Raw genomic sequence first — 26,118 nt, 5'->3', positions numbered from 1 at the left:
GGAATCACGGCTGCGGCCGTGGTTTTCTGATTTCCGAAAGAAAGCAGGCATCATCTATGGCACAAACAGCATGGTCCATCCTGCCGCCGGTCATCACGATCGCCCTCGCCCTCTGGACGAAGGAGGTCTACATGTCGCTCATCATCGGCATCTTCTCGGGGGCGCTGCTCTTCACGGGCGGCAATGTCCTCGAGGCGATCCTCACGATGTTCGCGGTCATGGAGGACAAGGTCGGCGGCAACGTCAACATCCTCGTGTTCCTCGTCATCCTCGGCATCCTCGTCGCGGCAATCACGCGCTCGGGCGCGACGCGCGCCTACGGGGAGTGGGCGGTGCGCACGATCCGCGGCAAGCGCAGCGCCTCGCTCGTGACGGCACTGCTCGGCATCGTCATCTTCATCGACGACTATTTCAACTGCCTGACGGTCGGCACGGTCATGCGCCCCGTCACGGACAAGTTCAAGATCGCGCGCACGAAGCTCGCCTACATCATCGACGCGACGGCGGCGCCGGTCTGCATCATCGCGCCGGTGTCGAGCTGGGCGGCGGCCGTCGGCTCCTCGCTGCCGGAGGACAGCACGATCGACGGGTTCAGCCTGTTCCTCCAGACGATCCCGTTCAATCTCTACGCGTGGCTCACGCTCCTCTTCATGCTCTTCATCATCTGGACGGGGCGTGACTACGCGGCGATGGGGCGCTCGGTGCGCGAGAACGCGGCGCATTTCTTCATCCCGCCGGAGTACCAGGACGCGGATGATGACGAGGATACCGCGGGCCAGACGCCGGGCAAGGGGAGGATCTACGACCTCCTGCTGCCGCTCATCGTGCTCATCTCGGCCTGCGTGTTCGGCATGCTCTACACGGGCGGCATCTACGACGGCAAGGGCGTGCAGGAGGCGTTCGCGAACTGCGACTCCGCGAAATCGCTCGTGCTCGGCTCGTTCATCGCGTTCGTCTTCACGGGGCTTCTTTACCTGCCGCGCCGCGTCGTGACGTTCAACCAGTTCTGCGCCTGCTTTGGCAAGGGATTCAAGGCGATGGTGCCCGCCATCTTCATCCTCTGCCTTGCCTGGACGCTCTCTGGCATCTGCTCGGATAAATACCTGAACCTCGGCGGCTACGTCGGCGCGCTCGTCAGTGCCCATGCCTCCGTCATCACGTTCCTGCCGCCGATCTTTTTCCTCGTCGCGCTCGGCCTCGCTTTTGCGACGGGCACGAGCTGGGGCACGTTCGGCATCCTCATCCCGATCGCGATGGCCGTCGTCGGCACGGAGAACGCGAACCTGCTCGTGCTCTGCGTGACGGCGGTGCTCTCAGGCGCCGTGGGCGGCGACCATGCCTCGCCGATCTCCGATACGACGATCCTCGCGTCCGCGGGCGCGCAGTGCCACCATCTCGACCACGTGAGCACGCAGCTGCCGTACGTCATCACGGTCGGCTCGTGCTGCCTCGCCGGCTACATCGTCGACGGTCTCACGCAGAACGGCTGGCTCGGCCTCGCGACAGCGCTCGTCTGCCTCGCGGCGGTGATGCTCACGATCCGCGCGAAGGTTCCCGTGGTGGATGACTGATGCTCGCGAAGGAAAAGGCCGCTGCGGCGCTCGCGGCCATCGAAGCCTGCTGCGGTCACTGCACCTACTGCTCGCCGGACTGCCCCGTCGCCATCGCCCGCCGCGCCATGCGCGGCCTCTATGACGACCTCGTCGCGGCGGAGGAGCAGCAGGAGAGGCCGGAGGAGCGCTGAGGCGGACGCTTCCAGAGCCACTTTCGCAGCCGCAAGCGCGCAAAACCATGAATACAGCAACGAGCGGGCGTACCACCTGATTGGTACGCCCGCTCGTTTATTCATTTAGGGAGCTCTGGGGAAATGAGGCGTTTCCTCAGAGCTTGCCAAACTTCGGCACGGTGAGAGACTCGTGGTCGGCCTTGGCCTTCTGGATCATGATCTTGAGGCGTTCGATGTTCTTTTTGTGGCGGTCGATGGCGAAGCCGATGCGGATGTGCTCCTCCTCGGTGAAATCGCCGCTGTCGTAGGCCTGCTGAATGCGGCCGAGGCGTTCCTCGACCTCCTTGAGCTCGTCGGTGAGCAGGATCTCCTCCTGCAGCGCGAAGCCGTAGACGGCGCGCAGCTGATCCTTGACGTAGGCGGCGTAGCCCGGCTCGCCGGATGCCTTCTCGAGGCGCTGCGCGACGCGGTAGATGATGTCGTAGGGGCTTTCGCCGCTGTGGATCATGTTGAGGATCTCCATCTTCATCTGCTGCTCGCGGCCGTGCGGCTGCGTGATGAGCGGGTTGAGCCCCTCGGTTCCCTGCGGGGCTTGGTTCGTTTCCGGTTCTTCGTTCATGGGATGCTCCTTTCAGAGAGAGGTCTTTTCGTGATGGGCAGGCGCGGTCTGTACCGTGGGGCACGCCTGCCGCGCGCAGTCGCTCCGTTGCGACAGAGGGGCGGCGCGGGCTATGCGGGCGGACGGTGCTCCTCCGCCGCGAGGCTTGCCTCGAAGCGCTCGACGGCGAAGGCGAGCAGGTAGGCGAAGCGCTCCGCCGCGTCCGTGAGCTCGGCGTGCGTGAGCTCCTTCACCTTGCGGATGCGGTAGCCTGCGGTGTTGCGGTGCGTGTAGGTGCGCGCGGCGGTCTGGGCGAGGCTGCCGCCCGTGAGGAGGTAGTGGCGGAGCGTCTCGGCGAGGCGCGCATGGTGCGCGGCGTCGTAGCGGTGCAGCGCGCCGAGGTGCTCCTCGGCGTAGGCGCGCTGCAGCGCGCGGTCGGGATGCGTGAAGAGCAGGCGGTAGACGCCGAGCGCGCGGAAGGGCAGCAGCGCCGGCATAGTCGGCTCTGGCGGCGGCGCCTGTGCCGCGCCCGCTGTGCAGAGTCCCGTGCGCGCGGCGATGAGGGCGGCGCGCGCCTCACGATAGGCGGCGGGCAGGGCCGCGAGGTCGGTGTGCGGATCGCTCTCGCCGCCCAGGAGCGCAGGGTGCGGCGCTGCGGCAGCGAGCGCGGCGAGCGGCAGATCCTCCGTTTCCTGCGTCTCTGGCAGCTCGCGCAGGAGCAGCGGTGCCCCGTGGAAGAAGAAGAGCTGCAGCGGCAGCCCTGCCAGCGCGCGCCGCCAGCGGCGGCTGAGATCCGCGTCCTCCGGCGGCGCGAGGGGCGCGCCGAGATCGAAGACCGTGAGGGCGAAGCGCCGCGGGTGGAAGCCGCGCTCCGTGAGCTCCCGGAGCGCGGCGAGCTGGCGTCCCGTGAGCAGCACGGGCCGGCCGCTCGCGCCGGGGTAGAGCGGCAGCACCGTCTCGCCCGCGGGCGGCTCGGGCGCGGCGGCGTCGTCGAGCAGCGCACAGAGCAGCTGTTCCGTGCGGCGCTCCTTCTGCGCCTGCTCCATGAGCAGCGCACAGACCTCCTGCATGAGGTCTGCGATATGCGTCTGCCACGGCATGAGGAGCAGGGGGAACGAGTGCTCCTCGCAGAACGCGCGCACCTCGTCCGTGATGTCGCTCTCGCGCAGATATTTCCCCGTGTTGAGGATGAGCGCCGCCGCCTGACGGCCCTCGAGCGCGCGCACGAAATCGCGCAGCCAGTGCTCCTGCAGGGCCGCGAGCCCCGTGGTGATGACGAGCTCGCCGCCGCGCAGGAAACCGGCGTTGCCGATGTCCTCGAGCAGGCACGCCCAGGTGAACTCGTGCGCAATGCCGCCGCGCCCCGCGAGCAGGCGCAGGCCGTAGCGCGCACGCGCCGCCTGGAGAAAGGTCTGCAGCTGGATGGCCATGATGATCCCTCCTTGCGTCGATTATACAATATCTGTGCCAGCAGCACAAATGCATACAGGAAAATCAGGCTCTCAGCCCGTGGCAGCTGCCGTTTTTTCGTGCTAAGATAAAAGCATCCCAAGGGAAGTACGAAAAAACCGTACTCCCGCAAGAAGGTATATGCAAAAGGTGATACGGCAAAGGCGCCGCGTGGAGCGGCCCGCCGTATCACCTTTTTTATGCTGCGCGGCGTACAGCCGATGGAGATTCCCGGAGCAGGTTCTCTGGGAGAGATGAAGGAGGAATCATCATGCTCAGAGATGCATTGCCGGAAATCCATACGAAGCTCCCTGGACCGAAGTCCGCTGCCGTGATTGCCCGCCGCGAGGCCGTCGTGCCGAGCGCGATCCACTGCGGCTACCCCGTCGTGATGAAGCGCGCGGAGGGCGCGATCATCGAGGATCTCGACGGCAATCATTTCCTCGACTGGATCGGCGGCGTCGGCGTCCTCAACATCGGGCACTGCCATCCCGAGGTCGTCGCGGCCGTCAAGGAGCAGGCGGATAAATATTTCCACGGCATGTTCAACGTCGTGACGCACGAGGGCTATGTGAGCCTCGCGGAGAAGCTCTGCGAGATCGCACCCGTGCGCGGCGCGAAGAAGCGCGCGTATTTCACGAACAGCGGCGCCGAGGCGGATGAGAACGCGGTCAAGATCGCCAAGGCGTTCACGAAGCGCCCGAACATCATCGTATTCTCCGGCGCGTTCCACGGCCGCACGCTGCTCACGATGTCCATGACGTCGAAGAAAGCCTACGCCGTCGGCATGGGCCCGTTCCCTGACGGCGTCTACCGCGCGGAGTTCCCCTATCTCTACCGCCGTCCGACGGGCATGCCGGAGGAGGCCGCCATCGACTACTACGTCGAGAAATTTCAGGAGGTCTTCGAGAACGCGAGCCCCGCGGCGTACGTCGCGGCCGTCGTCGTTGAGCCGCTGCAGGGCGAGGGCGGCTTCATCCCCGCGCCGCTTCCCTGGATCAAGGCCATCCGCAAGATCTGCGATGAGCACGGCATCCTGCTCATCGCGGACGAGGTGCAGTCCGGCTTCTGCCGCACGGGCCGCATGTTCGCCTCCGAGTATTGGAAGGAAGCGGGCGTCGAGCCGGACATCATTGCGACGGCGAAATCCATTGCGGCCGGCGTGCCGCTCTCGGCCATCGTCGCGCGCGACGAGATCATGGAGTCCGTGCCGGGCGGCGTCATCGGCGGCACGTTCGGCGGCAACGCGCTCGCCTGCGCGGCCTCGCTCAAGACCATCGAGATCATGGAGCGTGATCACCTCGCCGACCGCTCCCTTGCCATCGGCGAGAAGGTCATGGCGCGCTACAAGGAATGGCTCGCGAAATACGACTGCGTCGGCGATGTGCGCGGCCTCGGCGGCATGATCGGCATCGAGTTCGTCGAGGACAAGGCGTCGAAGAAACCGGCCAAGGCCCTCACGGGCGCCATCATAGCGGAGTGCGCCGCGAACGGCCTGCTCGTCGAGGGCGCCGGCATCTACGGCAACGTCATCCGCTTCCTCGCGCCGCTCGTCATCACCGACGAGCAGCTCGAGGCGGGCCTCAACATCTTCGAGCGCGCCATCAAGACGTGCGCGAAGGTCTGACGGTGGGAAAGGGGCAGCCTATGAAAACCTTCCAGATTGCGCCGGAGATCTGTCTGCTGCATACGGTGGACGAATTTCTCGCGGCGTTCACGCCGGGCGAGGGCGACCTCGTGTTTGCGAGCAGCGGCACGCAGAAGCGCGCCTTCGCCGGGAAGCTCGCGGGCGCGACGGTCATCGACTACCGCGCCTACGGCAGCGGCGAGCCGACCGACCTCATGGTCGAGGGCATCGTCGCCTCCCTCGCGGGCAAGGAATACCGCCGCGTCTTCGCCATCGGCGGCGGCACGATCCTCGACGTCGCGAAGCTCTTCGCGCTCGAGCGCGTCGCGCCCGTCACCGACCTCTTCCAGAAGAAATTCCCCGCCGTGAAGAAGCACCCGCTCATCCTCGTACCGACGACCTGCGGCACGGGCAGCGAGGTCACGAACATCTCCATCCTCGAGCTCACGAAGCTCCACACGAAGATGGGCCTCGCGGACGCGGCGCTCTACGCGGATCAGGCGGTGCTCGTGCCGCCGCTCCTTTCGGGGCTGCCGGATCGCGTCTTCGGCGCGAGCGCCATCGACGCGCTCATCCACTCCGTCGAGTCCTACACCTCGCCGAAGGCGACCGCGTTCTCCCGCCTCTTCTCGTTCAAGGCGATGGACATCCTCATCGAGGGCTTCCTCGCCATCGCGCGCGAGGGCAGCGCCGCGCGCGAGGAACGCCTCGAGGGCTTCCTGCGCGCGAGTACCTACGCGGGCATCGCGTTCGGCAATGCGGGCTGCGCCGCCGTCCACGCGCTGAGCTATCCGCTCGGCGCCGCGCGCCACGTCCCGCACGGCGAGGCGAACGCCGTCATGTTCGCCGCCGTCTACGATGCCTACCGCGCGAAGCGCTACGACGGCCGCCTCCAGAAGCTCACCTGGCACATCGCGAACCTGCTCGGCTGCCAGGAGCAGGAGGCCTTCCCGCGCCTCATGGCGCTCCTCGACAAAATCCTGCCGAGAAAGCCGCTTGCTGCCTACGGCGTCAAGGAAAGCGACCTCGCCGCCTACACCGACATCGTGATGACGCAGCAGGGCCGCCTCATGGCGAACAACTACGTCCCGCTCACGCGCGACGAAGTCCTCGCCATCTACGAAAAGCTGTATCGCGGGGCATAAGCCAGTCCGCTGGCGTACCCCCGATCACATATCTTTCCTCACAATTTCTGTGTTCCATACGCGAAAGGCCGCAGCCCCATCAAGGGCTGCGGCCTTTCGTCACTCCGTATTCACTGTCCTCTCTGGGAGACAGCCATCCGTGCCAATCTACTGGAAACGTCACGGGCAAGGAGGTTCAGAGCTGCGCCGCGAGCGCATCGCAGAGCGGCAGCAGATCCTCCAGCCGGGCGACCATGCGGTGCTGCTCGGCGAGAGGGGGGAGGGGGATTAAAAAGTCTAAAATATATTCTTTTTTCATGTTATTAATATTTGTTCCTTGAACCGATTTTCGAATATGGTTTCGATAGTATTCTCTTGAAAATATTAATGTTATATATGGAAATATTTTCGTGTAAAACAATCGACAGATACGCAAAAAAGTTCCAATAGAAATATTATCATATTCCTTATACACAAATGCTGGTTTACCGATAACTTTTTTACTTCCTGTAGAAGCTACAATTAATATATCACCTTTTCTAATCAGTTTTTCTGCATCAGAAAAACTCAAAGGAAGAAATACATCATCATCATATAAAGATATATCTGGTGTATTAATATTTCCTCCACGTAAAATACGAAGCCCGTTCGTAGTAATTTGATTTTTTTTATAAGAAGTACCACCTATAACATCTAATAAACTCCCTGGCGCGCTGGAGGATGCTGTTTTTGAGGTCTTGTGCGCGAGCGGCAGCTCGCGCTCGCTGCCTGTTTTGAAATCGTATTCTGCGAAGGCGTCGCCGTTGGAGCTGTAGGCAAAGCTGATGTCGAGCATCTCGGCGTAGGTTTTCGCTTGCTGCATGCCGTAGGAGACGGCGCGCCGGTTCGCCTTGGCATCGACGATGGCCAGCGGTTGGCCCGCGGGCTGTAGAGCACGTAGTCGGCGAATTTCGCCGGTTCGCGCGTCTCCATGTTTCCCTTGATGTTGACGCGTCCTGCCGTGAGAGGCACTTCCATGCGGATGTCCTCCGCCGGCCAGACGCGCTCGATTGCCGGCGTGATGTAACGGTGCTTGATGTCTTCCTCTGAGAGTGAGGATTTCCTTGTCGCCATGTCGTCACCACCCAACTTTTGTATTTGCTTTCATTATAATATTTTTCTCAGCCGGCCGTCAGCCGGTCTGAGAAAATGGGAGCGCTGCGCATCTCGCCGCTGCGCGGAAAAGGAGACAGAAAGCCCGCTGCCGGATGGAACGGATCTTCCATCCGGCAGCGGGCTTTCTGGGCTGCGGCGGGCAGCGGATTCCCCGGCAGCCGCCGGCTGTTGTTTCCGATGGACTGTGGAGTTTATTGCATGACGATATGCTTGCCGCCGAGGAAACGCGGCTGCCAGTAGGCGTTGGAGAGGGCGTCGATGCGGACGCCCTTGCTGGAACTCGCGTGGATGAACTGGCCGCCGCCGAGGTAGATGCCGCAGTGGGAGGGGCCAGGCTCATAGGTCGTGAAGAATACGAGGTCGCCGGGCTCGAGCTGGTTCGTGCTCATCGTGCGGAGACCGAGCTTGTACTGGTCGTCAGCGAGGCGCGGGATGGAGATGCCGTTCTGGGCGAAGACGTACTGGAGGTAGCCGGAGCAGTCGAAGGCTTTCGGTGTCGTGCCGCCGAACTGATAGGGCGTGCCGATGTAGTTCTTGGCGGTCTTGATGACGGCGCTGACTTTGCTGCGTGGCAGGATGGGGACATTGTTCGGCGCGAGCGGCGCTTTGATCGCAGGCATCTTTTGCGCGGGCGGCTGGACGTTCGCGCCCCAGGGGCGTTTCTTCGCCGTCTTGAGCGCGCGCCAGGTGGCGGCGTTGACGATGCCGGTGATGCGGATCTTCTGGTCGCGCTGGAATTCGGCGACGGCGCGCTCGGTGCCGCTGCCGAAGATGCCGTCCGCGCTGCCGCGCAGGTAGCCGATCTCGCTGAGCTTCTGCTGGAGCAGCACGACGTCATGGCCGTGCGAGCCGCTGCGCAGGATGGGCGAGGCTGAGGCGGCCGGGGCGCTGAGCAGCAGCGCGAGGCTGAGGGCGAGGGCTGCTTTCTTGATGTGGCGATGCATGGGAGACTCCTTTCTTTGCGGGGTGCGGCCGGGCGTGTCTGGCGGCGGTGGCTGCCGTTCAGCCGTGCAGGACATGGTCGAGGCCTTGCTGCATGAGGGTGACGACGTGGTCGTCGTCGAGGGAGTAGAAGGCCTCCTTGCCGACTTTGTGGAATTTCACGAGGCGCGCGTTGCGCAGCACGCGGAGCTGATGCGAGATGGCGGACTGGCCCATGCCGAGCGCCTCGGCGATGTCGCAGACACAGAGTTCCTCCTTGTGCGCGAGCAGGGAGAGGAGCTTGATGCGCGTGCGGTCGCCGAGCACCTTGAAAATGTCGGCGAGGCGCAGGCTCGTCTCGTCGTCGGCCTCGTGCAGGCGCGCCATCTCGAGGGCCTCCGGGTGTGTCTTATGGATTTCGCAGAGATCCGCTGGTTCTGTTTTCTTCATCGTGTCTCGTATCCTTTCGCTTCTATCTTTTCTATTATATCATTCTTCCGGCTGAAACTGGAAGTAGAAAATATCTAGGAAAATCGGCGGACACATTTCGTTTCCTGGCATCTCCTGGGATGTTGACGAAATGAGGATGGCAGTGCGTATCTGCACTGTCCTTTCGTTGTCGACAAATCCTCAGCGTAGCTTTGCTACGCCTCCAGTTTGTCTCCTAGAGAGATACAGCGCATCTACGAAAATTCAGGGCACCTCATTTAATCAGCGCTTCCTTAACACTTTTGTTCAGAATTTACACTTGTCAAGACACTGGTATTTTGATATTCTCTTTCTAAAGATATTGTTATGTATGCTCAAGAGAAGCCGATCCTTACGGCCAACCGCGAAACGCTGGCGAGAAAGGACGCTGAGTCCGCAGAAGGGAAGGTGCTGTGCCGGGAGAGTAGGCTGTGTTTGCTACGCCGGAAAAGAGACGGACAGGACGGTATCTATCCCGGTACGAGGAACTCATCGCGAAGAATCGTCTGTTCCTGAAAATCATGGATTTAAGCCGTGCGTCGTATGTGCGGAATCCAAAATCCCACAAGGTTTTGCATTGAGCCTTTTTTTTGCGCTCCGCACAGTTGTTCACACTTGACAAATTGAGGCCGGAAATCCGGCGGCAGAGCGGGTTTGTCTGTTATTGAAAGATAATGATGCGTGAAAAGAAATCATATACTGCTTTGTTCCGTATATGATACAATATGATTCGAAAATTGTATTTGCCGAATAGATGGAATTCTGGTATTCTTTTCTAAAGAAATTGTTATATATGAGCGAGGATGAATAGGACGATTTAGTAAGATAAAAATTTTGGGGGGCTTAATGGGGAGAGTGGGGGAGGAAGATGAAACAGCAAGTACACCGTGATCGGCTGCCGCCCAGTGGATGTCTCGCTCTGGGAGCTCGTGGAGGAGCGGGGCGCGCCGCAGGCAAGTTTCTGTCATTTGATTGAGCGGGCTGTGATGTCCGGCAGGGTCGAGACGACGCTCTTTTTTACAGGGGCCGCATGATGCGGCTTTGGGGGAAGTGTATTTCGCGCGACGCGGCGGGCGATATCCGCAGCGTCGCCATTGTTCTGACGAATGAAAAGGAGGGGAACTGAGATGGAGTGGCTGCGCAGTTTTTTCGGCGTGGAGCGCATGGGGAGTACGCTCGAGCGGGAGTTCATCGCCGGGGCTGCGACGTTTTTCTCGATGTCGTATATCATCGTCATCAATCCGATGCTGCTCGCGCAGGCTGGGATTCCCTACGGCGCGGTGTTTTTCGCGACGATTATTTCCTCGGTGGCCTGTACGCTTTTCATGGGGCTGTTCGCCAATGTGCCATATGTGCTCGCGCCGGGCATGAGCCTCAATTCGTTCGTGGCGCTGACGGTGGTGCTGCTCCTGGGATTCCGCTGGCAGGAGGCGCTGGCGATGGTGTTCCTCTGCGGTCTCGTCAATGTGTTCGTCACGGTGACGCGGCTGCGCCATGCCATCATCGAGGCGATTCCGCTCTATCTGCAAAACGCCATCAGTATGGGCATCGGCGGGTTCATCGCCGTGGCGGGCGTCAGGAATATCAATGTTGCCGTGGACGATGCGAATCGGTTTTTCCTCTTCGCGGGGACGGTCGCGCTGCTCTGCGTGTTCTATGTGCTGCGGCTCAGGGGGCGGATCCTGCTCGGCATGATGGTCATGACCTCTGTCTGCATGATGCTCGGCATCACCTCGCAGGGGGAGCTGGAGCGCGGGTATCTGGCGGGCTATGCGGGGGATTTCCTCGGTGTCGTGGGCGCGGCGCTTTACGATGGGCTGCCGGCGCTCATCGCCTCTGACCGGTGGTTCGTCGCGTTTGCGACGGTGCTCGCGCTGAGCCTTTCGGATGTGTTCGATACGCTGGGGACGTTCGTCGGCACGGGGCGCTCGACGGGAATCTTCACGCGGGACGAGGAGCATACGCTGCGCGCGTCGCGGGGGCTTTCGACGCCGCTTGACCGGGCGCTCTTCGCCGATTCGCTCGCTACGCCCATCGGCGCGTTGCTCGGGACGTCGAATGTCACGACGTATATCGAGTCTTCTGCCGGTATCAGCGCGGGCGGCAGGACGGGGCTCACGGCCGTGGTCGCGGCGCTCTTCATGCTGCTCGCGATTTTCGCCGCGCCGATCGCTACGGCGGTTCCCATCGAGGTGAACGCGGGCGTGCTGCTGGTCATCGGCGTCTCCATGTTGAAGAATTACAGCGAGATCGCTTGGCAGCGGCTCGGGGAGGCGGTGCCGGCCGTGGGGACGATCCTCGGCATGACGCTGCTCTTTTCCATCGCGTACGGGCTGGCCGTGGGGCTGTTCCTGCACTGCCTGCTGGAGATTGTCCGGTATGTGCGCGACCCCGCGTCCGTGCAGGTGAATTACGTGCTGCTCGGCTGCACGTTGATCTTTGTGCTGAACTTTCTCGTGATGCATATCTTGTAAGGGGGGGATGGGAATGAAACGTCGATCGCATCCCCAGCAGATGAAGGAGGCGCTGCTCTACTGCGGACTGGGGCGCGAGGAGTATGCGCAGGTGCAGGGGCTCGTGCTGCGCAGGAATCATGAGATGCTCCGACTGATTTCACTGACGGCCGCGGTGCTCGGTTATCTCATGTATCTGCTGTCGTTTGCCTCGGACACGCTGGCCGCTGCGCGCTATATTTATTTCATCGAGGGGACATTCGCCTGGCTCGTGTACGATCTGGCGGTGCGCTTCGTGCGCCCGCGCTGGGCGACGCTGCTCCTCGGCTACCTCTGCATGGAGATCACGTTCCTGCTCGTGTTCGCGATGTCGTTCACCTCATGGCATAGATGGGTGCCCGTGACGAGCGTCGTGGTATTGCTCTCCGTCCTGCCGCTGCTCTTCATCGACAGGCCGTGGCGCATGCAGAGTTTTGTCGTTCTCAATGCCGCGGGGTTCCTGCTCTATGATATACAGATGATGACGAAACCGCAGAAGTTCATCGAGCTCGATGTCATCAACGTGGTGTTTTACTGCGTCGTGGAGTTCATCTGCTATTATCTGCTCGCGAACATCATGATGCGCGGCTTTTCGGAGCGGTGCAAGAACGATGCCGTGCGGCAGGGCATGATCGAGAACCTCGCGTACATCATCGAGAACCGCGACGAAAATACCGGCGGTCACGTCCAGCGCACGAGCCGGTTCATCGAGGGCTTCGTGCAGCAGGTGGTGCAGGACGCGCGGTATCACGACCTCCTGGGGCGGCAGCAGCAGGAGATGCTGGTGCATGCCGCGCCGCTGCATGATATCGGCAAGATCAAGATCTCCGATCTCGTGCTCAACAAGCCGGGGCGTCTGACGGAGGAGGAGTTCGCACAGATGAAGCTCCATACGGTCTACGGCGCGCGCATGATCCGCGATACGATCCGGCGGGATATGGATGAGAGTTTCTACGAGATGGCGTATCACATCGCGCTGAGCCATCATGAGCGCTATGACGGCAAGGGGTATCCGCAGGGCCTGCGCGGGGAGGAGATCCCGCTGGAGGCGCGGATCATGGCGCTCGTGGATGTCTATGACGCGCTCGTGAGCGAGCGCGTGTACAAGCCGGCCATGCCGCGGGAGAAGGCGCTCGCCATCATCCGGGAGGGGCGCGGGACGCAGTTCGATCCGAATCTGACGGATATCTTCCTCGCGTATATGGAAAAGGGGAAGCGCTGAGCGGTCTTACAAACAAACGGCGCACGATGTCTGCGTGGCAGATGTCGTGCGCCGTTTGTTTTTTGTTTTTCGAGAGATTATGCCGGGAAAAAGAGGGAGAACCTGCGGCCGGGGGAGATGTAGTCGATGAGGAAGCGATCGCTCTCCTTGACCTGGGCGGCGACGTTGACGCGCGAGTCGGCGGGCTGGCCGTTCTTGATGATCTCGAGCTCGCCCATGTAGCGGCCGTAGTCGCTGTTGTCGATGGTGACGGCGCCGCAGGGGCGCTCTGCCGTATGTTCGGGGGCGATGTTGCCCTGGAGGAGGCGGCGGCTCTCCTGGGCGCGGACGGCGTCGCGGGCCTCGTCGATGCGGGCGGTGAAGGTCTGTGTGAGGAGGTGTTTTTGCGCGGTGTCGCGCGTGAGGAGGTCGGCGGCGAGGACGACCTGGTTGTCCTCGAGGCTGGCGAGGCAGCGGAGCTCCTCGTCTGTCGGCAGGGCGTCGGCGAGGAATACGGAGTCGATGCCGAGCGCGACGAGGTGGCGGGCGGCGAGGCTCGTCGGCATGGCGCGGTGGTCCTCGAGCGTCGGCAGGCCGTCTCTGAGCGGCGAGCGGCGGCGGCCTGCCAGCGAGGGCAGGAAAGCGCCGACGCGGATGCCGGTCTTATGGAGCATGGCGGTCTTGCGCGCGAGGGTTTCCTCGCTGAGGCCGGTGCCGGTGCGCGGGTAGAAGTTGTGGAGGGCGTCGATGTTGGAGAAGTCGGTCTTGGCGTCTACGAGTTTCTGCAGCAGGCGGCCGGTCATGGTGGAGGCGTTGAGCTGGAGGCGGATGTGCTGGCTGTTGTGGCTGAGGCGGGCGATGTTCTCACAGGTGAAGCCGTCGTCGAGGCGCAGCGTGGTGATGCCGAGCATGCGGAAGGCGGAGAGGTTGAATTCCTTGAGGCCGAGCAGGGTGAGGGTGGCGGGGCTGACGTCGGAGATGATCTCCATGTGGTGGGCGCGCGCGGCCTTGAGCAGGACGCCGAGCTCGCGCTTGAGGGCGCCGGGGTCGGTCTCGGGGATGTGGAGGGAGGTGAAGAGGCGCGGGAGACCGAGGGCGGCGGCTGTCTCGATGAGGGCGAGGTTTTCTGACAGCGTGTTGTCGAGGCCGGGGTAGATGGAAATGCCGTTTTGCATGAAATCAACTCCTTTTGTTGGTAGTATGGGGGGCGAGGCTGAGGCGGGTGCCGGGCGACTCGCTCCGCGCTTCGCTCTCGTCGATGCATTGCGCCCCCAAGAACCAAGCCCGTAGGGCGCAGGTGATTGGCATGGGAGCAAGTACGCCTAGTTGCGCTCGGCGCGACCGGCGCGGTGTAGGCTCAATGGTTCGTCGTGTCTCCGAATAGGCTCCGCGCTGCGCTCGCTGCCCGGCGCCCGCCGCCCGCGCCTCGCGGGGGTGACGGGAGGGGATTACGCGGGAGGGGTTCGAGGCGGTTTGCTCCGCTTCGCGATTGCTGTTCGGTGGCTGGTGTCGGGTGGAGCATGGTTCGCAGCTCATTCCTCGGGGTCGGCAAAGCCGAGGATCAGGGTGGCGAGGAAGCCGCCGAGGTAGGCGGCGAGGAGGCCGAGGAGGTAGATGGGGATGTTGTCGGTGGCGGCGGCGAGGGGGAGGCCGCTGATGCCGATGGTGGCGGCGCCGACCTGGAAGGCGGCCTGGACGGCGCCGCCGCAGGCGCCGCCGATGCAGGCGCCGAGGAACGGCTTGCCGAGCGGGAGGGTGACGCCGTAGATGAGGGGCTCGCCGACGCCCATGATGCCGACGGGGAGGGCGGAGGCGATGATTTTTTTGAGTTTCTTGTTTTGCGTGCGCAGGTAGACGGCGAAGCTCGCGCCGACCTGGCCGGCGCCTGCCATGGCGAGGACGGGCAGGAGGATGGTGAAGCCGTAGCGGGCGAGGAGCTCGGCGTGGATGGGGGTGAGGGTTTGGTGCAGACCGAGCATGACCATGGGGAGAAAGGTGCCGCCGAGGATGAGGCCGGTGAGGGCGCCGCCGCTGCCGATGGCCGTGGTGGCGGCGCTGCCGATGGCGTCGGAGATGAGGCCGCCGAGGGGCTGGAGGATGCAGATGGCGGCGGTTCCCGCGAGGAGGAAGGTGAGGAGCGGGACGAGGAAGAGGCTGAGCGTCTCGGGGATGAGGCGGCGCAGCCGCTTCTCGATGAGGGTGGCGAGGGCGGCGACGAGGAGGACGGAGATGATGCCGCCGCGGCCCGGGACGAGCGGCGCGCCGAAGAGGGTGATGTGAGCGAGATCCGGGTGGGCGAGCAGGGCGCCGAGAATGCCGCCGAGGATGGGAGTGCCGCCGAATTCCTCAGCGGTGTTGCGGCCGACGAGGATGTTCATGCCCCAGAAAACGGTGGAGCTCGCGACGGCGAGGAGCTGGAAGAGGGGCGAGGCGGTGAGAGCGCTGTCGTATTTGCCGACGACGTTGAGGCAGCCGCTGATGAGACCGCAGGCGATGAAGCCGGGGATGAGCGGGATGAAGATGCTCGCGATGCGCTTGAAGAAGAGCTTGACGGGCGTCGCGTTCCGCGCGCGGATCCGGGCGTGGAGGGCTTTGCCGTCGCCGATCTGCGGATGGGAGCTGCGCGCTTCCGGGCAGGTCGTTTCTGCGTGCGGACCGGCCGCGGCGGGGGCCGCCTGGAGGAGCGTTTGCAGGGCCGCATCGACGGCGGCGGCTTTGCCGGGGCCGAGGATGAGCTGCAGCTCGCTGCCGCTGACGTTGGTGCCGAGGACGCCGGAGATGGCGGCGAGCTGGGCCTTGAGGTCTTCTGTGATACCGCCGGCGAGCTCTAGGCGCAGGCGCGTCATGCAGTGGTAGGCCTTCGTGATATTTTCCCTGCCGCCTGCGCGCTCCAGGACGGCGCGGGCGATGCGTTCCTGTTCGGCTTCGTTCATGCGAAGGGCTCCTTTCGTGCGGCGCGGAGGGTTTCTTTCAGCCGTCCCTGCCTCTTGGCGAGCATTTCCTCGCAGGCGGCGATGGGCGCGCCCGTGAGGACGTGGAGGACGGCGAGCTTGGCGCTGCCGTCCGCCGCGGCGAGTGCGGCCGCCGCTTCCTCGCGGCTGCAGGCGGCGATGGTCATGACGATGACGAGGGCGCGCTCTTTGAGTTTGGCGTTCGAGGCTTTGACGTCGACCATGAGGTTGCCGTAGGTCTTGCCGAGGCGGATCATGGCGCCCGTCGAGAGCATGTTGAGCACGAGCTTCTGCGCCGTGCCCGCCTTCATGCGCGTCGAGCCCGTGATGGCTTCGGGGCCGGTGATGGGGAGCAGGGCGATGTCGGCGAGGCTGGCGATGGCCGCGTGCTCGCTGCAGGCGAGGGCGATGGTGGCGCCGCCACAGGCGCGCGCGCGGCGCAGCGCGCCGATGACGTAGGGTGTGCGGCCGGAGGCGGCGATGCCGCAGGCGATGTCGCCCGCGCGGAAGCCTCGCGCCGCGAGGTCGTGCGCGCCGAGCTCCTCGCTGTCCTCTGCGCCCTCCTGCGCGCGGAAGATGGCGGGCGTGCCGCCGGCGATGATGCCCTGGATGCGCTCGGGATCGGTGCGGTAGGTCGGCGGGCATTCGACGGCGTCGAGGATGCCGAGACGTCCCGAGGTGCCCGCGCCGATGTAGAAGAGTCTGCCGCCCGCCGCGAGGCGCGCAGCAATGAGGTCGACGGCGCGCGCGATGTCGGGCAGGATGGCGGCGACGGCCTGTGGTACGCGCTGGTCTTCCTCGTTGATGAGGCGCACGAGCTCGAGCGTCGGTACTTCGTCGATATGGAGCGTGCGCGGATTGCGCTGCTCCGTCGTGAGTTGGCTGAGATTCATAGGTAGGTTCCTCGCTATGCTTTTCGTCATGCCCCGGGGACAGCGCATCGCTGCGCGCGGGGCTGGTGATTTTGGGAGCGGTTGCTCCCGTTGCGGTTTTCTTTCGTATGTGAATAGTATAGCACATTTTTCTTTTGTGCGCGGGCAGTGAGCCGCCAGAGGCGCACACGGAGGCATAAAAACGCAGCGCCAGGGACGGATCCCTGGCGCTGCGCGTTGTTTCGCTGTGTCATTCGAGGTATGCGAAGCCGAAGTACACGATGGCTCCCATGATGATGATGAACGGAACGTAGATCTTGACGGCGAAGCTCAGGAGCTTGCTGTCGCAGCCCTTGACGCCGATGGCGCCGACGGCGATGGCGATGCTCTGCGGCGAGATCATCTTGCCTGCGCAGGCGCCTGTCGCGTTGGCGGCGGCGAGCCATGCCTGTCCGGCCTCGCTCGCGCCGATGGCGACGGCAGAGTCTGTCTGCAGCTTGCCGAAGAGGACGCACGAGGAGGTCGCGGAACCTGTGATGAACGTGCCGATGGAGCCGATGAAGGCCGCGACGGTCGGATAGAGCGTGCCCGTGGCGGCGACGGCGGTCGTCGCGATGTCGAACGTCATGCCCGCGTAGCCCATGACCTTTGCCGTAGCGATGACGGCGATGATGGTGATGATGGTGAAGCGGAGGTTGATGATGGTCGTCTTGAGGACGGAGAGCATCTCTCCCATGCCGGCGCCCTGCATATGGCCGCCGAGGAAGGCGGCGAGGAAGATGAGCACGCCAGGCGTCGCGACCCAGGTGAAGGTGTAGGGCGCACCGCCCGCGCCGTCATAGATGAGGACGGAGGTCTTGATGAGGTTCAGCGGATCGTGCAGCACCGGGACGAGCTTGCTCGTCACGAGCAGGAAGACGAAGATGAGGATGAACGGCAGCCAGGCGAGCAGTCCCTTGCGGGCATCGACGGCGGGCGCGTCTCCGAGCGCGTCCATGGCGTAGGCGGGATCGTGCTGCGGGAAAGCTTTCGCGCAGAGGACGATGGCGCCCATCGTGCCGATTGAGCCGGCGATGACGGCGAGCTCAGGGCCGAGGAAAGCGGCGACGACGAGCTCCGGCAGCAGGAAGCCGAGTCCTGCCGCGAGGCAGTAGGAAATCATGCCATTGAGCGCCTTGAGCGACTTGCCCGTCACGATGGTCATGATGAAAGGGCAGAGCAGCGAGAGCGGCGCGAGCTGCAGCGCCGTGTAGAGCGCGAGCTGACTGCTGGGGACGCCCGTCACGCTGCCGAGCGTGACGAGCGGGATGCCGATGGAGCCGTAGGCCGTCGGCACGGAATTCGCGATGAGGCAGACGCTCGCTGCGAGCAGCGGCGAGATGCCGAGGCCCGCGAGCATGCCGGCGGGGATGGCGACAGCGGTGCCGAAGCCCGCCATACCCTCGAGGAAGCTGCCGAAGCCCCAGCCGATGAGCAGGATGAGCACGCGCTTATCCGAGCTTACAGAGGTGAGCATCTGCTTGATGGTGTCCATGCTCTTCGTATGGAGGCTGAGATTATAAGTGAAGATGGCGGCGATGATGACGAGCAGGATCGGCCAGCAGGCGAGTGCCGCGCCCTCGAGCGTAGCCTCTGCCGCGTGGATCAGCGTCATGCCGTAAACGCCGAGACTGGCTGCCCAGGCAACGAGGAGAGCGATAGAACACGCCTTCCAGGCTGACATGTGCATGACGGTGAGCGCCACGATGAGCCAGAGGATTGGCGATAAGGCAATGAAGATCATAGAAAATCCCCCTTCTACTATGTATGTTTTTAGACCCCTCTGCAATTTATTCTATAATATAATGTGAAATAAAGCAAGAAAAAAGAATACAACTAATATGAAATTCGATGTTATTAATAAAAAAGAATAATAACAAGCCGAGACTGCCTAGAAAATGGCATACTTCACCAGCCAATGGTCCGCGGATATCTGCAGAAGCGATGCTCCTTTGAAAGGCATGAAAAAGGAGCCTGTACATCATGCGGTATGTCAGGCTCCTGATGAGCTGTTGGAAACAGGTGGGCGCTTGTGCTCGGCATCCTTTCTCAGTAGACGCGCTCCGGCTCGTAGCCATGCGCTCTGAGCGCGGTGATGATGCGCTGGACGTGTTCCTCGTTGTGTGTCTCGCAGGTGACTTCGAGCACGACTTTCTTGAAGCTGTCCGTCACCTTGGCCTGGTTGTGGTTGAGCTCGATGACGTTCGCGTTCTGTTCGGCGAGGATGCGCGAGATGTTGAGGAGCTGGCCTGGCTTGTCTGGCAGCTGGACGCCGAAGCAGAAGACGCGGCTGCGCGCGATGAGCGCTTTGTCGATGAGCGCGGAGATCGTCGAGATGTCGATGTTGCCGCCCGAGACGATGGCGGCGACCTTCTTGTCTTTGAATGGCAGTTTCGAGAGCGCCGCGAGAGAGAGGACGCCCGCGCCTTCGGCGATGAGCTTGTGCTTCTCGATGAGGGAGAGCAGCGCGCCCATGATCTCCATCTCGGAGACGGTGAAGATGTCATCGAGATATTTCTTGCAGAACGCGTAGGTGAGCGTGCCTGCCGTCTTGACCGCGCAGCCGTCGGCGACGGTGTCGGCGCTCGCGAGCGAGACGATGCCGCCCTTGGTGAGCGCGGCTTTCATGCAGGCAGCGTTTTCTGGCTCGACGCCGTAGACCTTGACGTTCGGGTTCACGAGCTTCGTCGCGAGCGCGACGCCCGAGGCGAAGCCGCCGCCGCCGATCGGTACGAGGATGGCGTCGACGTCCTTGAGCGCGTCGATGATCTCGAGCGCCGTCGTACCCTGGCCGAGCAGGACCTGGAGGTCGTTGAACGGATGGATGTAGACGTAGCCGTGCTGCTTCTGCAGCTCGAGGCTGTAGGCATAGGCATCGTCGAAGCCGTCGCCATGCAGTACGACTTCAGCGCCGAGCGCCTTCGTCGCCTCGACCTTGAGGAGCGGCGTCGTGGCCGGCATGCAGATGACGGCCTTGACGCCGAGTTTTTTCGCGGCGTAGGCGACGCCCTGCGCGTGGTTGCCCGCCGAGGCTGTGATGACGCCTTTTTTCTTTTCTTCCTCGGTGAGCTGGCTGATCTTGTTGTAGGCGCCGCGCAGCTTGAATGCGCCTGTATGCTGCAGGTTCTCCGGCTTCAGGTAGACGTCGTTGCCGGAGATCTCGGAGAAATAATCGCTGTGGATGAGACGCGTCTTGCGCGCGACGCCCTCGAGCTGCTTGGAAGCGCGGTAGACATCGGCGATGGTCGTGCGCGCGACGATGGCCTCGTTCTCTGCCGCCTCATCTTGCGCGGGGCGGTCTTTTTTATCTTCTGGCATATAGCTAGCCTCCTATTTTAGTATCGTTACAAGTTTACATGAGGAGTGGACGTTTGTCAATCGTGAGACGGAATGCAGGAAAATTTTTGACAAAAATACGAGGAAAGTTTTCTGATGATGGAGGATTTTGCCAAGAAAACGCGAATAAAGAAGATAGTAAATAGAAACGAGATTCGGAGGAGGGAATGCCTATGGAGCAGTTTTCTCGGATTCTCGTGCCGGTGGATGGTTCCCACAGCTCGCTCAAGGCGCTCGACGCAGCCGCCCTGCTCGCGAAAGCGGGCGGAGCGATGCTCGACATTCTCACCGTCGCGTATTTTGCGAGCGAGACGGATACGGAGCATCTCGTGAGCTGGCTGCCGGAGAGCGTGACACGGCCCATCGGACCTGTCGTGCACGATGCGCTCAGCCGCGCGGAGGAGCGCGTGCGCGGGCTTGTTCCCTACGAGCTGCACGAGCGAACGGGCATCCCGGCGGAGGAGATTCTGCGCTTCGCAGCGGAGCACGCACAGGAGCCGATCGTCGTCGGCGGACGCGGGCTCGGCCGCGTCGAGGGATTCTTCCTCGGCAGCGTGAGCCAGGAGGTCATGGAACGGGCGCCAGGCACCGTCATCGTTGTGAAATGAATGGAGGTTATCGTTATGACAATCAAGAATATTCTCGTACCAGTCGATGGTTCTGAAGGTTCGGATCGTGCGGTGACGCAGGCGATTACGCTCGCTGAGGCATGCGGTGCGAAGCTCAATTTCCTCTATGTGGCGAACATCAATCAGCTCGCGATCAACGCCTGCCTCTCCGATGCAATCCTTGATGCCGTGACGAAGGCGGGCAATGTCATCCTCGACCGGGCGATGGAGATGGTGCCGAGCGGTATCGACAAGGAGGCGTTCTCCGAGACGGGATCGCCGGCCGTCGTCATCCTCGATTTCGCAACGGATAAGGATATGGATATGATCGTCATGGGCAGCCGTGGCCTCGGTGTTGTCAAGGGCGTGCTGCTCGGCAGCGTGAGCCAGTACATCGTGGAGCAGTCCAAGTGCCCTGTGCTCGTCGTGAAATGAAGCAGGATATGGCAGAAGTACAGGAAGCGACGGAAAGCAGGGAAGGTCGGAGAACCAGAAGTATGGCAGAGCAGACAGATGAGAGGACAGCGTTCGTGGTTCCGTCTGAAACGTTTTCGCAGATTGTTGTCAGCGGCCTCGGTACGCCGCTCGATGCTGAGCTCTCGCGGCCGGCGGGCATGCGCATCTGGCAGGAGCGCTTAGGCGCCATCGATATGATGCTCGAGAGGAGCGGTGCGGCGCTGTTCACCTTTGATTTAGAGGAGGATACGTTTTATTTCCTCAAAGTGAAGCAGGACGGGCAGCAGGTGGAGCGGAGAATCCGCAATTTCAGTGCTATCCTCGATATGGCTGTGCATGGCAGCGATCCCGAGGGCGTACGCTTCGCGGAGGCCATCCGGGAGGCCATCCGCCGACCGATGGACGGCGTCGTGGAGTTCTACGGCAGTGTGTTCTCTGAGGATCCGCATTGGAACAGGCTCACCTACAAGAGCGTGCCCGCGGCGGATGGCATCGTGTCAAGCATCATCGGCTATAGCTTTGCGACCGATGATGTGAGCGAGTGGTGCGTCCAGGGGGCGGCTGGCGGACGGTGCGGCGGCAGATCCATCGAGGCCATTGCCTCAGGTGCCAAGCTGGAGGCGGAGGTCAACCGTCAGATTCATCAACTGCCGCAGGGGGACAAGGGAACGCTGTTCCTCATCGAGCTCACGAACCTCGAGGAGCATATCACGGCGCACCCGGAGATCAATGTAGCGGGCTACGCGCACGCGCTCTCGGATATGATCCTCTCGGATTTCCGTGGCAGCGACCTCCTGGGGCAGGTGCGGGAGGACAGGTTCGTCCTCTTCATCTGCGGGCATACGCCGCTCGACATCATCGAGCGCCGCGCACAGCGCGTCATCGAGCTCGTGCACAAGGTCTCCATGAAGGGCTTTGAGGACATCAGCGTGAGCGTCGGCGTGGCCGCAACAGGTGCGCCGAAGCTCCACTACCAGATGCTTCTCACGCAGGCGGAGAGTGCGCTCAGGAACGCCAAAGCGCACGGAAAGAACAACTACCGCGTTTATTTTGAAGAAGAAAAGTTATAAATTGTTTTCAGGATGAGGCTGCCGGCGGGCAGCCTTTTTTCTGATTGCCCGTGTGTCCCTATGGGCAGCGCGTGACGCGCGGCGTCTCGCGGCGTTCCCTTGTCAGGGGGATGGGGATTGTATATAATGAAGTAAGTCATTTTTTCATCAGTCTGCGGCTGCGCGGCGGGTGCGCTGCGGGCGGACGATAGCTTCGGGGAGGAAAAGCGATGCGACGGTATACGACGCTTCTTTTGACGGCGTTTCTGCTCTTCGTGCTCGTCGTGGCGGGGTCGGCGTATCTCGGCGGCACGGGCCATGTCGAGAAGGATGCGGCGATGCGGGAGCTCACCGTCTATACGACGTTGCCGGCGGAGCACGCCGACCAGCTGGGCAAGGCGTACGCGCAGGAGCGGCATGTGCGGCTGAATTTCGTGCCGCTCACACGCGACGAGCTCGTGCGGCGCGCGCCTGGCGACAGCGAGGCCGTGCTCGTGCTGGCGGATGAGGAGACGCTCCTGCGCCTCTCAGAGGCGGGCGCGTTCACGCCCTATGTCTCAGAGACATCTGACGCGGTGCCTGCAGAGTTCAAGCAGTCGGAGGGCGCATGGACGGGCGTCTGGTACGATCCCGTCGTCTTCGCGGTGAACAAGGACTACCTTCGGACGCTCCGTGAGGTGCCGGACACCTGGACGGCGCTCGCGGCGGCGCCTGGCGTGCGCATCGGCATGACGGACTTTGTCGCGGCGGACGCCTCGGCGCAGCTGCTCTTTTCCCTGATCGCGGAGTTCGGCGATGCGGCGGCCTACGACATCCTCCGCGGCATCCATCCGAAGGTCGTGCAGTATACGAAATATCTCTCGAACCCTGTGCGCCAGGTCGGCATGGGGGAGGCGGATATCTCTGTGGCCGTGGCGAGCGAGGCGTTTCGCTATGTAAGCGACGGCTATCCCATCCGCGTGGTCTATCCGGCGGACGGGACGGCCTACCTGCTCACGGGCGCGGGCATCCTTGCGCAGTGCAGCGAGGCGGACAGGCAGGCGGCGGGGCGGCTCATCGACTGGCTGCTCTCCGATGAGGCACAGCTCGCGCTCGCGTCGCAGGGGTTCTATTTCCTCACGACGAATCCCGCGACGCTCGCCTATCAGTCCTTTCCGGGAAAGAACATCGTGCTCTTCCGGCAGTTCCCGCGCTTCACGGAGGCGGAGAAACATGCTTTCCTGGATCGCTGGGTGAAGTACATCAGGTTCAGCAGCCCCTGAGCGGGCTGGCAAGTGACAGAAACGCGGCACGCTTGTGCGCGTAGAAATATGGAGGAAAGATTGTGAAAGCAGGTTTTGTCAGTCTTGGCTGTTCCAAGAATCTCGTCGATACGGAAATGATGCTCGGCATCCTCAGGGAGCACGGCATCGAGCTCACGCCGGAGCCGGCGGAGGCGGATATCCTCATCGTCAATACATGCGCGTTCATCGAGTCCGCCAAGGAGGAGTCGATCACGACCATCCTCAACATGGCGGAATACAAGGAGTCCGGCCGCTGCCGCAGCCTCATCGTCGCAGGCTGCCTCGGCCAGCGCTACGGGCAGGAGCTCCTCGATGATATGCCGGAGGCGGATGCCATCATCGGCACAGGCGCGTGGAACCGCATCATGGAGGCTGTCGAGGAGTCGCTCAAGGGACACCGCGTCGTCATCGCGGGCGAGGACAAGCTGCTCTATGACGAGCACACGCCGCGCATCACGACGACGCCCGCCTACACCGCCTATGTGAAGATCGCCGAGGGCTGCAACAACCGCTGCGCCTTCTGCGCCATCCCCTACATCCGCGGCGCCTACCGCAGCCGCCCCATCGAGGATATCCGCGATGAGGTGGTGAACCTCGCCGCGCGCGGCGTGAAGGAGATCATCCTCATCGCGCAGGACACGACGGAGTACGGGCGCGACCTCTACGGCGAGCCGCAGCTCGCGAAGCTCCTGCGCACGCTCTGCACGGTCGAGGGCGTGCACTGGATCCGCACGCTCTACAGCTATCCGACGTATTTCAGCGACGAGCTCATCGAGACGATCGCGAGCGAGCCGAAGCTCGTGAAATACGTCGACCTGCCCATGCAGCACGCGCACGATGAGGTGCTGCGCCGCATGCACCGCCCCGACACGCAGGCCTCCATGCGCGCGCTCATCGAGAAGCTGCGCACGCGCATCCCCGGCGTCACGATCCGCTCGACGTTCATCGTCGGCTTCCCCGGCGAGACGGACGCGCAGTACCAGACGCTGCGGAACTTCCTCGAGGAGATGCGTCTCGACAAAGTCGGCGTTTTCACCTACTCGCGCGAGGAGGGCACGCCTGCCTACGACATGCCGAACCAGGTGCCGGAGGATGTCATGCAGGAGCGCTATCATGACCTCATGAGCCTCCAGTGCAAGATCTCCGAGGAGCTCAACCACGAGCTCGAGGGCAGGGAACTCGAAGTCCTCGTCGAGGGACGCGACGAGGAGCAGGCGAACATCGCCGTCGGCCGCTCCTACCGCGAGGCGCCGGACGTCGACGGCCAGGTCTACATCGAGGGCGACACGGACAGCCAGATCGGCGACCTCGTGCGCGTGCGCGTGCTGCAGGGATTCACCTATGACGTCGTCGGCGAAAGGGTGGAAGAAGCATGAAGGCACAAGAGGAAGACCAGCTCGCCGCGCGTCTCGGCGCGGCGCTTCGCGCGGCCGGCAAGACCATCGCCTGCGCGGAGTCCTGTACGGGGGGGCTCGTCACGAGCCGCCTCACGGACATCCCCGGCAGCTCCGGCTACGTCATGGGCTCCATCGTCTCCTATACGAACGAGATCAAGGAGCGCCTCGTCGGCGTGCGCCACGCGACGCTCGCCGCGCACGGCGCCGTCTCCCCTGAGACCGCGCGGGAAATGGCCGAGGGCATCCGCCGCGTCATCCGCACAGATCTCGGCCTCGGCATCACGGGCATCGCCGGGCCGGGCGGCGGCACGGCGGCGAAGCCCGTCGGCCTCGTCTACATCGCCGTGAGCGGCGCGCGCGGCACCCGCGTCACGGAGAACCATTTCCACGGCACGCGCGCCGAGGTCAAGCGGCAGACGAGCGACCGTGCGCTCACGCTTGCGCTCGACTACCTCACGGAGGTGCAGGCATGACGAAAGAGAGGGAGGCAGACACGGCAATCGGCATGAAAACAAGCAAAAAAACAGGCATGGAGACGCGTGCGGCAGGCCGGGCGACAACCATCATCGGCATCGCGGGCGGCACCGGCTCGGGAAAATCGACCTTCACCAACCGACTCAAGCGCGCGTTCGGTGATGCCATCACCGTCATCTACCACGACAACTACTACAAGCCGCACGACGACCTCACGCTCGAGGAGCGGCGCACCATCAACTACGACCATCCGGACGCGCTCGACACCGACCTCCTCGTCCGCCATCTAGAGGAATTACGCGCCGGACGGGCTGTCGACTGTCCCACCTACGACTTCACGCAGCACACGCGCGCCAAGAAGACCGTCGCCATCCAGCCGAGCCGCGTCATCATCGTCGAGGGCATCCTGATTTTCCAGGACGCACGCCTCAGAGATCTCTTCGACATCAAGATCTACGTCGAAGCCGACGCCGACGAGCGCATCCTGCGCCGCGTCGCGCGCGACATCCGCGAGCGCGGCAGGAGCCTAGAAAGCGTCATCAACCAATACCTCACCACCGTCAAACCCATGCACTATCTCTACGTCGAGCCGACGAAGACCTTCGCCGACCTCATCCTCAACAGCGGCCGCAATGATGTCGCGTTCGATGTGATGAAGACGAAGATCGAGGCGCTGCTGGGAGAAGGATAGTAAACTCAACGCACAAACGTCCACTTTGTGGACATTGCGCGCCCGTCCTTGCAGTAAATCCAGCTATGGCCTGCCCCCCCCCGACGATTAGACTCTTTAAACGAAAGGAAGCTCTTTAAATCTTAAAATTGCTTGGTTTTACATACCTTTCCGGATCCTTATGGGTTGCAACTGTAGCGACTAGATAACGGCTAATCTCCT

24 protein-coding genes are annotated in these 26,118 nt (G+C 62.8%); 14 read left to right on the top strand and 10 right to left on the bottom strand.

The window, feature by feature from the left end; genetic code table 11:
- The first annotated feature begins 56 nt into the window (after positions 1–56).
- Together F599_RS0108315 and F599_RS15755 are read left to right on the top strand one after the other, a co-directional pair.
- On the top strand, positions 57–1,571 hold the full coding sequence (locus F599_RS0108315) for a Na+/H+ antiporter NhaC family protein (protein ID WP_019543070.1): 1,515 nt from the start codon (positions 57–59) through the stop codon (positions 1,569–1,571).
- Complete coding sequence (locus F599_RS15755) at positions 1,571–1,744, top strand: hypothetical protein (RefSeq protein ID WP_019543069.1); 174 nt, start codon at positions 1,571–1,573, stop codon at positions 1,742–1,744. The genes F599_RS0108315 and F599_RS15755 overlap by 1 nt, the downstream gene beginning before the upstream one ends.
- A 136-nt stretch (positions 1,745–1,880) precedes the next feature.
- On the opposite strand, the gene F599_RS0108305 is transcribed toward F599_RS15755, so the two are convergent.
- Both F599_RS0108305 and F599_RS0108300 read right to left on the bottom strand, forming a co-directional pair.
- Positions 1,881–2,345 carry a hypothetical protein gene (locus F599_RS0108305; RefSeq protein WP_019543068.1) on the bottom strand — a complete coding sequence of 155 codons (465 nt, stop codon included), beginning with the start codon at positions 2,343–2,345 and terminating at the stop codon, positions 1,881–1,883.
- Positions 2,346–2,455: 110 nt separating this feature from the next.
- Positions 2,456–3,754 (bottom strand): PucR family transcriptional regulator, encoded by a 1,299-nt coding sequence (locus F599_RS0108300; protein ID WP_019543067.1) that lies wholly within the window; start codon positions 3,752–3,754, stop codon positions 2,456–2,458.
- Positions 3,755–4,044: 290 nt separating this feature from the next.
- Between F599_RS0108300 and F599_RS0108295 the strand changes: the two genes are divergently transcribed.
- Together F599_RS0108295 and F599_RS0108290 are read left to right on the top strand one after the other, a co-directional pair.
- Positions 4,045–5,400 carry an aspartate aminotransferase family protein gene (locus F599_RS0108295; protein WP_019543066.1) on the top strand — a complete coding sequence of 452 codons (1,356 nt, stop codon included), beginning with the start codon at positions 4,045–4,047 and terminating at the stop codon, positions 5,398–5,400.
- A gap of 20 nt (positions 5,401–5,420) precedes the next feature.
- Positions 5,421–6,545 carry a 4-hydroxybutyrate dehydrogenase gene (locus F599_RS0108290; RefSeq protein ID WP_019543065.1) on the top strand — a complete coding sequence of 375 codons (1,125 nt, stop codon included), beginning with the start codon at positions 5,421–5,423 and terminating at the stop codon, positions 6,543–6,545.
- Between the two features lie 175 nt (positions 6,546–6,720).
- Here F599_RS0108290 and F599_RS15170 read toward each other — a convergent pair whose 3' ends face one another.
- From F599_RS15170 to F599_RS0108270, 3 genes are all read right to left on the bottom strand, one after another.
- Positions 6,721–7,386, bottom strand: coding sequence for a restriction endonuclease subunit S (locus F599_RS15170; protein ID WP_071592860.1), 666 nt, complete (start codon positions 7,384–7,386; stop codon positions 6,721–6,723).
- Positions 7,387–7,870: 484 nt separating this feature from the next.
- The gene (locus F599_RS0108275; RefSeq protein WP_019543061.1) at positions 7,871–8,623 is read right to left on the bottom strand and encodes a C40 family peptidase; all 753 of its coding nucleotides are present in this window, start codon (positions 8,621–8,623) and stop codon (positions 7,871–7,873) included.
- 58 nt (positions 8,624–8,681) lie between these two features.
- Positions 8,682–9,050, bottom strand: a complete 369-nt coding sequence (locus F599_RS0108270) for an ArsR/SmtB family transcription factor (protein WP_019543060.1) — start codon at positions 9,048–9,050, stop codon at positions 8,682–8,684.
- A gap of 905 nt (positions 9,051–9,955) precedes the next feature.
- Here F599_RS0108270 and F599_RS15555 point away from each other — a divergent pair.
- From F599_RS15555 to F599_RS14875, 3 genes are all read left to right on the top strand, one after another.
- Positions 9,956–10,102 (top strand): hypothetical protein, encoded by a 147-nt coding sequence (locus F599_RS15555; RefSeq protein ID WP_019543059.1) that lies wholly within the window; start codon positions 9,956–9,958, stop codon positions 10,100–10,102.
- Between the two features lie 93 nt (positions 10,103–10,195).
- Positions 10,196–11,542: an NCS2 family permease gene (locus F599_RS0108255; RefSeq protein WP_019543057.1), complete on the top strand. Its 1,347-nt coding sequence runs from the start codon at positions 10,196–10,198 to the stop codon at positions 11,540–11,542.
- Positions 11,543–11,555: 13 nt separating this feature from the next.
- Entirely contained in the window at positions 11,556–12,782 is a 1,227-nt protein-coding gene (locus F599_RS14875; RefSeq protein ID WP_019543056.1) for an HD-GYP domain-containing protein, read from the top strand.
- Between the two features lie 77 nt (positions 12,783–12,859).
- On the opposite strand, the gene F599_RS0108245 is transcribed toward F599_RS14875, so the two are convergent.
- The 5 genes from F599_RS0108245 to ilvA form a co-directional block, all read right to left on the bottom strand.
- Entirely contained in the window at positions 12,860–13,936 is a 1,077-nt protein-coding gene (locus tag F599_RS0108245; RefSeq protein ID WP_019543055.1) for a DUF871 domain-containing protein, read from the bottom strand.
- A 357-nt stretch (positions 13,937–14,293) separates the two neighbouring features.
- Positions 14,294–15,694 carry a PTS transporter subunit EIIC gene (locus F599_RS0108240; protein WP_019543054.1) on the bottom strand — a complete coding sequence of 467 codons (1,401 nt, stop codon included), beginning with the start codon at positions 15,692–15,694 and terminating at the stop codon, positions 14,294–14,296.
- Entirely contained in the window at positions 15,691–16,605 is a 915-nt protein-coding gene (gene murQ, locus F599_RS0108235) for an N-acetylmuramic acid 6-phosphate etherase (RefSeq protein WP_019543053.1), read from the bottom strand. Before murQ ends, F599_RS0108240 begins: the two co-directional genes overlap by 4 nt.
- Positions 16,606–16,834: 229 nt before the next feature.
- Positions 16,835–18,367 carry an L-lactate permease gene (locus F599_RS0108230; RefSeq protein WP_019543052.1) on the bottom strand — a complete coding sequence of 511 codons (1,533 nt, stop codon included), beginning with the start codon at positions 18,365–18,367 and terminating at the stop codon, positions 16,835–16,837.
- A gap of 305 nt (positions 18,368–18,672) precedes the next feature.
- Positions 18,673–19,941, bottom strand: coding sequence for a threonine ammonia-lyase (gene ilvA / locus F599_RS0108225; RefSeq protein ID WP_019543051.1), 1,269 nt, complete (start codon positions 19,939–19,941; stop codon positions 18,673–18,675).
- Positions 19,942–20,132: 191 nt separating this feature from the next.
- On the opposite strand from ilvA, the gene F599_RS0108220 reads away from it, so the two are divergent.
- From F599_RS0108220 to udk, 7 genes are all read left to right on the top strand, one after another.
- Complete coding sequence (locus F599_RS0108220) at positions 20,133–20,567, top strand: universal stress protein (protein ID WP_019543050.1); 435 nt, start codon at positions 20,133–20,135, stop codon at positions 20,565–20,567.
- Between the two features lie 15 nt (positions 20,568–20,582).
- Positions 20,583–21,002, top strand: coding sequence for a universal stress protein (locus tag F599_RS0108215; RefSeq protein ID WP_019543049.1), 420 nt, complete (start codon positions 20,583–20,585; stop codon positions 21,000–21,002).
- A 62-nt stretch (positions 21,003–21,064) separates the two neighbouring features.
- Positions 21,065–22,093, top strand: coding sequence for a diguanylate cyclase domain-containing protein (locus F599_RS0108210; RefSeq protein WP_019543048.1), 1,029 nt, complete (start codon positions 21,065–21,067; stop codon positions 22,091–22,093).
- A gap of 209 nt (positions 22,094–22,302) precedes the next feature.
- On the top strand, positions 22,303–23,334 hold the full coding sequence (locus tag F599_RS0108205) for an ABC transporter substrate-binding protein (protein WP_019543047.1): 1,032 nt from the start codon (positions 22,303–22,305) through the stop codon (positions 23,332–23,334).
- 62 nt (positions 23,335–23,396) lie between these two features.
- On the top strand, positions 23,397–24,731 hold the full coding sequence (gene rimO / locus F599_RS0108200; protein WP_019543046.1) for a 30S ribosomal protein S12 methylthiotransferase RimO: 1,335 nt from the start codon (positions 23,397–23,399) through the stop codon (positions 24,729–24,731).
- Positions 24,728–25,225, top strand: coding sequence for a CinA family protein (locus F599_RS0108195; protein ID WP_019543045.1), 498 nt, complete (start codon positions 24,728–24,730; stop codon positions 25,223–25,225). Before rimO ends, F599_RS0108195 begins: the two co-directional genes overlap by 4 nt.
- Positions 25,222–25,917, top strand: a complete 696-nt coding sequence (gene udk / locus F599_RS0108190; protein ID WP_019543044.1) for a uridine kinase — start codon at positions 25,222–25,224, stop codon at positions 25,915–25,917. Before F599_RS0108195 ends, udk begins: the two co-directional genes overlap by 4 nt.
- Positions 25,918–26,118 lie beyond the last annotated feature (201 nt).

The organism is Selenomonas bovis DSM 23594 (assembly GCF_000381005.1).
Classification (GTDB): Bacteria; Bacillota; Negativicutes; order Selenomonadales; family Selenomonadaceae; genus Selenomonas_C; species Selenomonas_C bovis.
The sequence above is the reverse complement of the archived record's forward strand: the minus strand, read 5'-3'. Positions and strand labels throughout refer to the sequence as shown.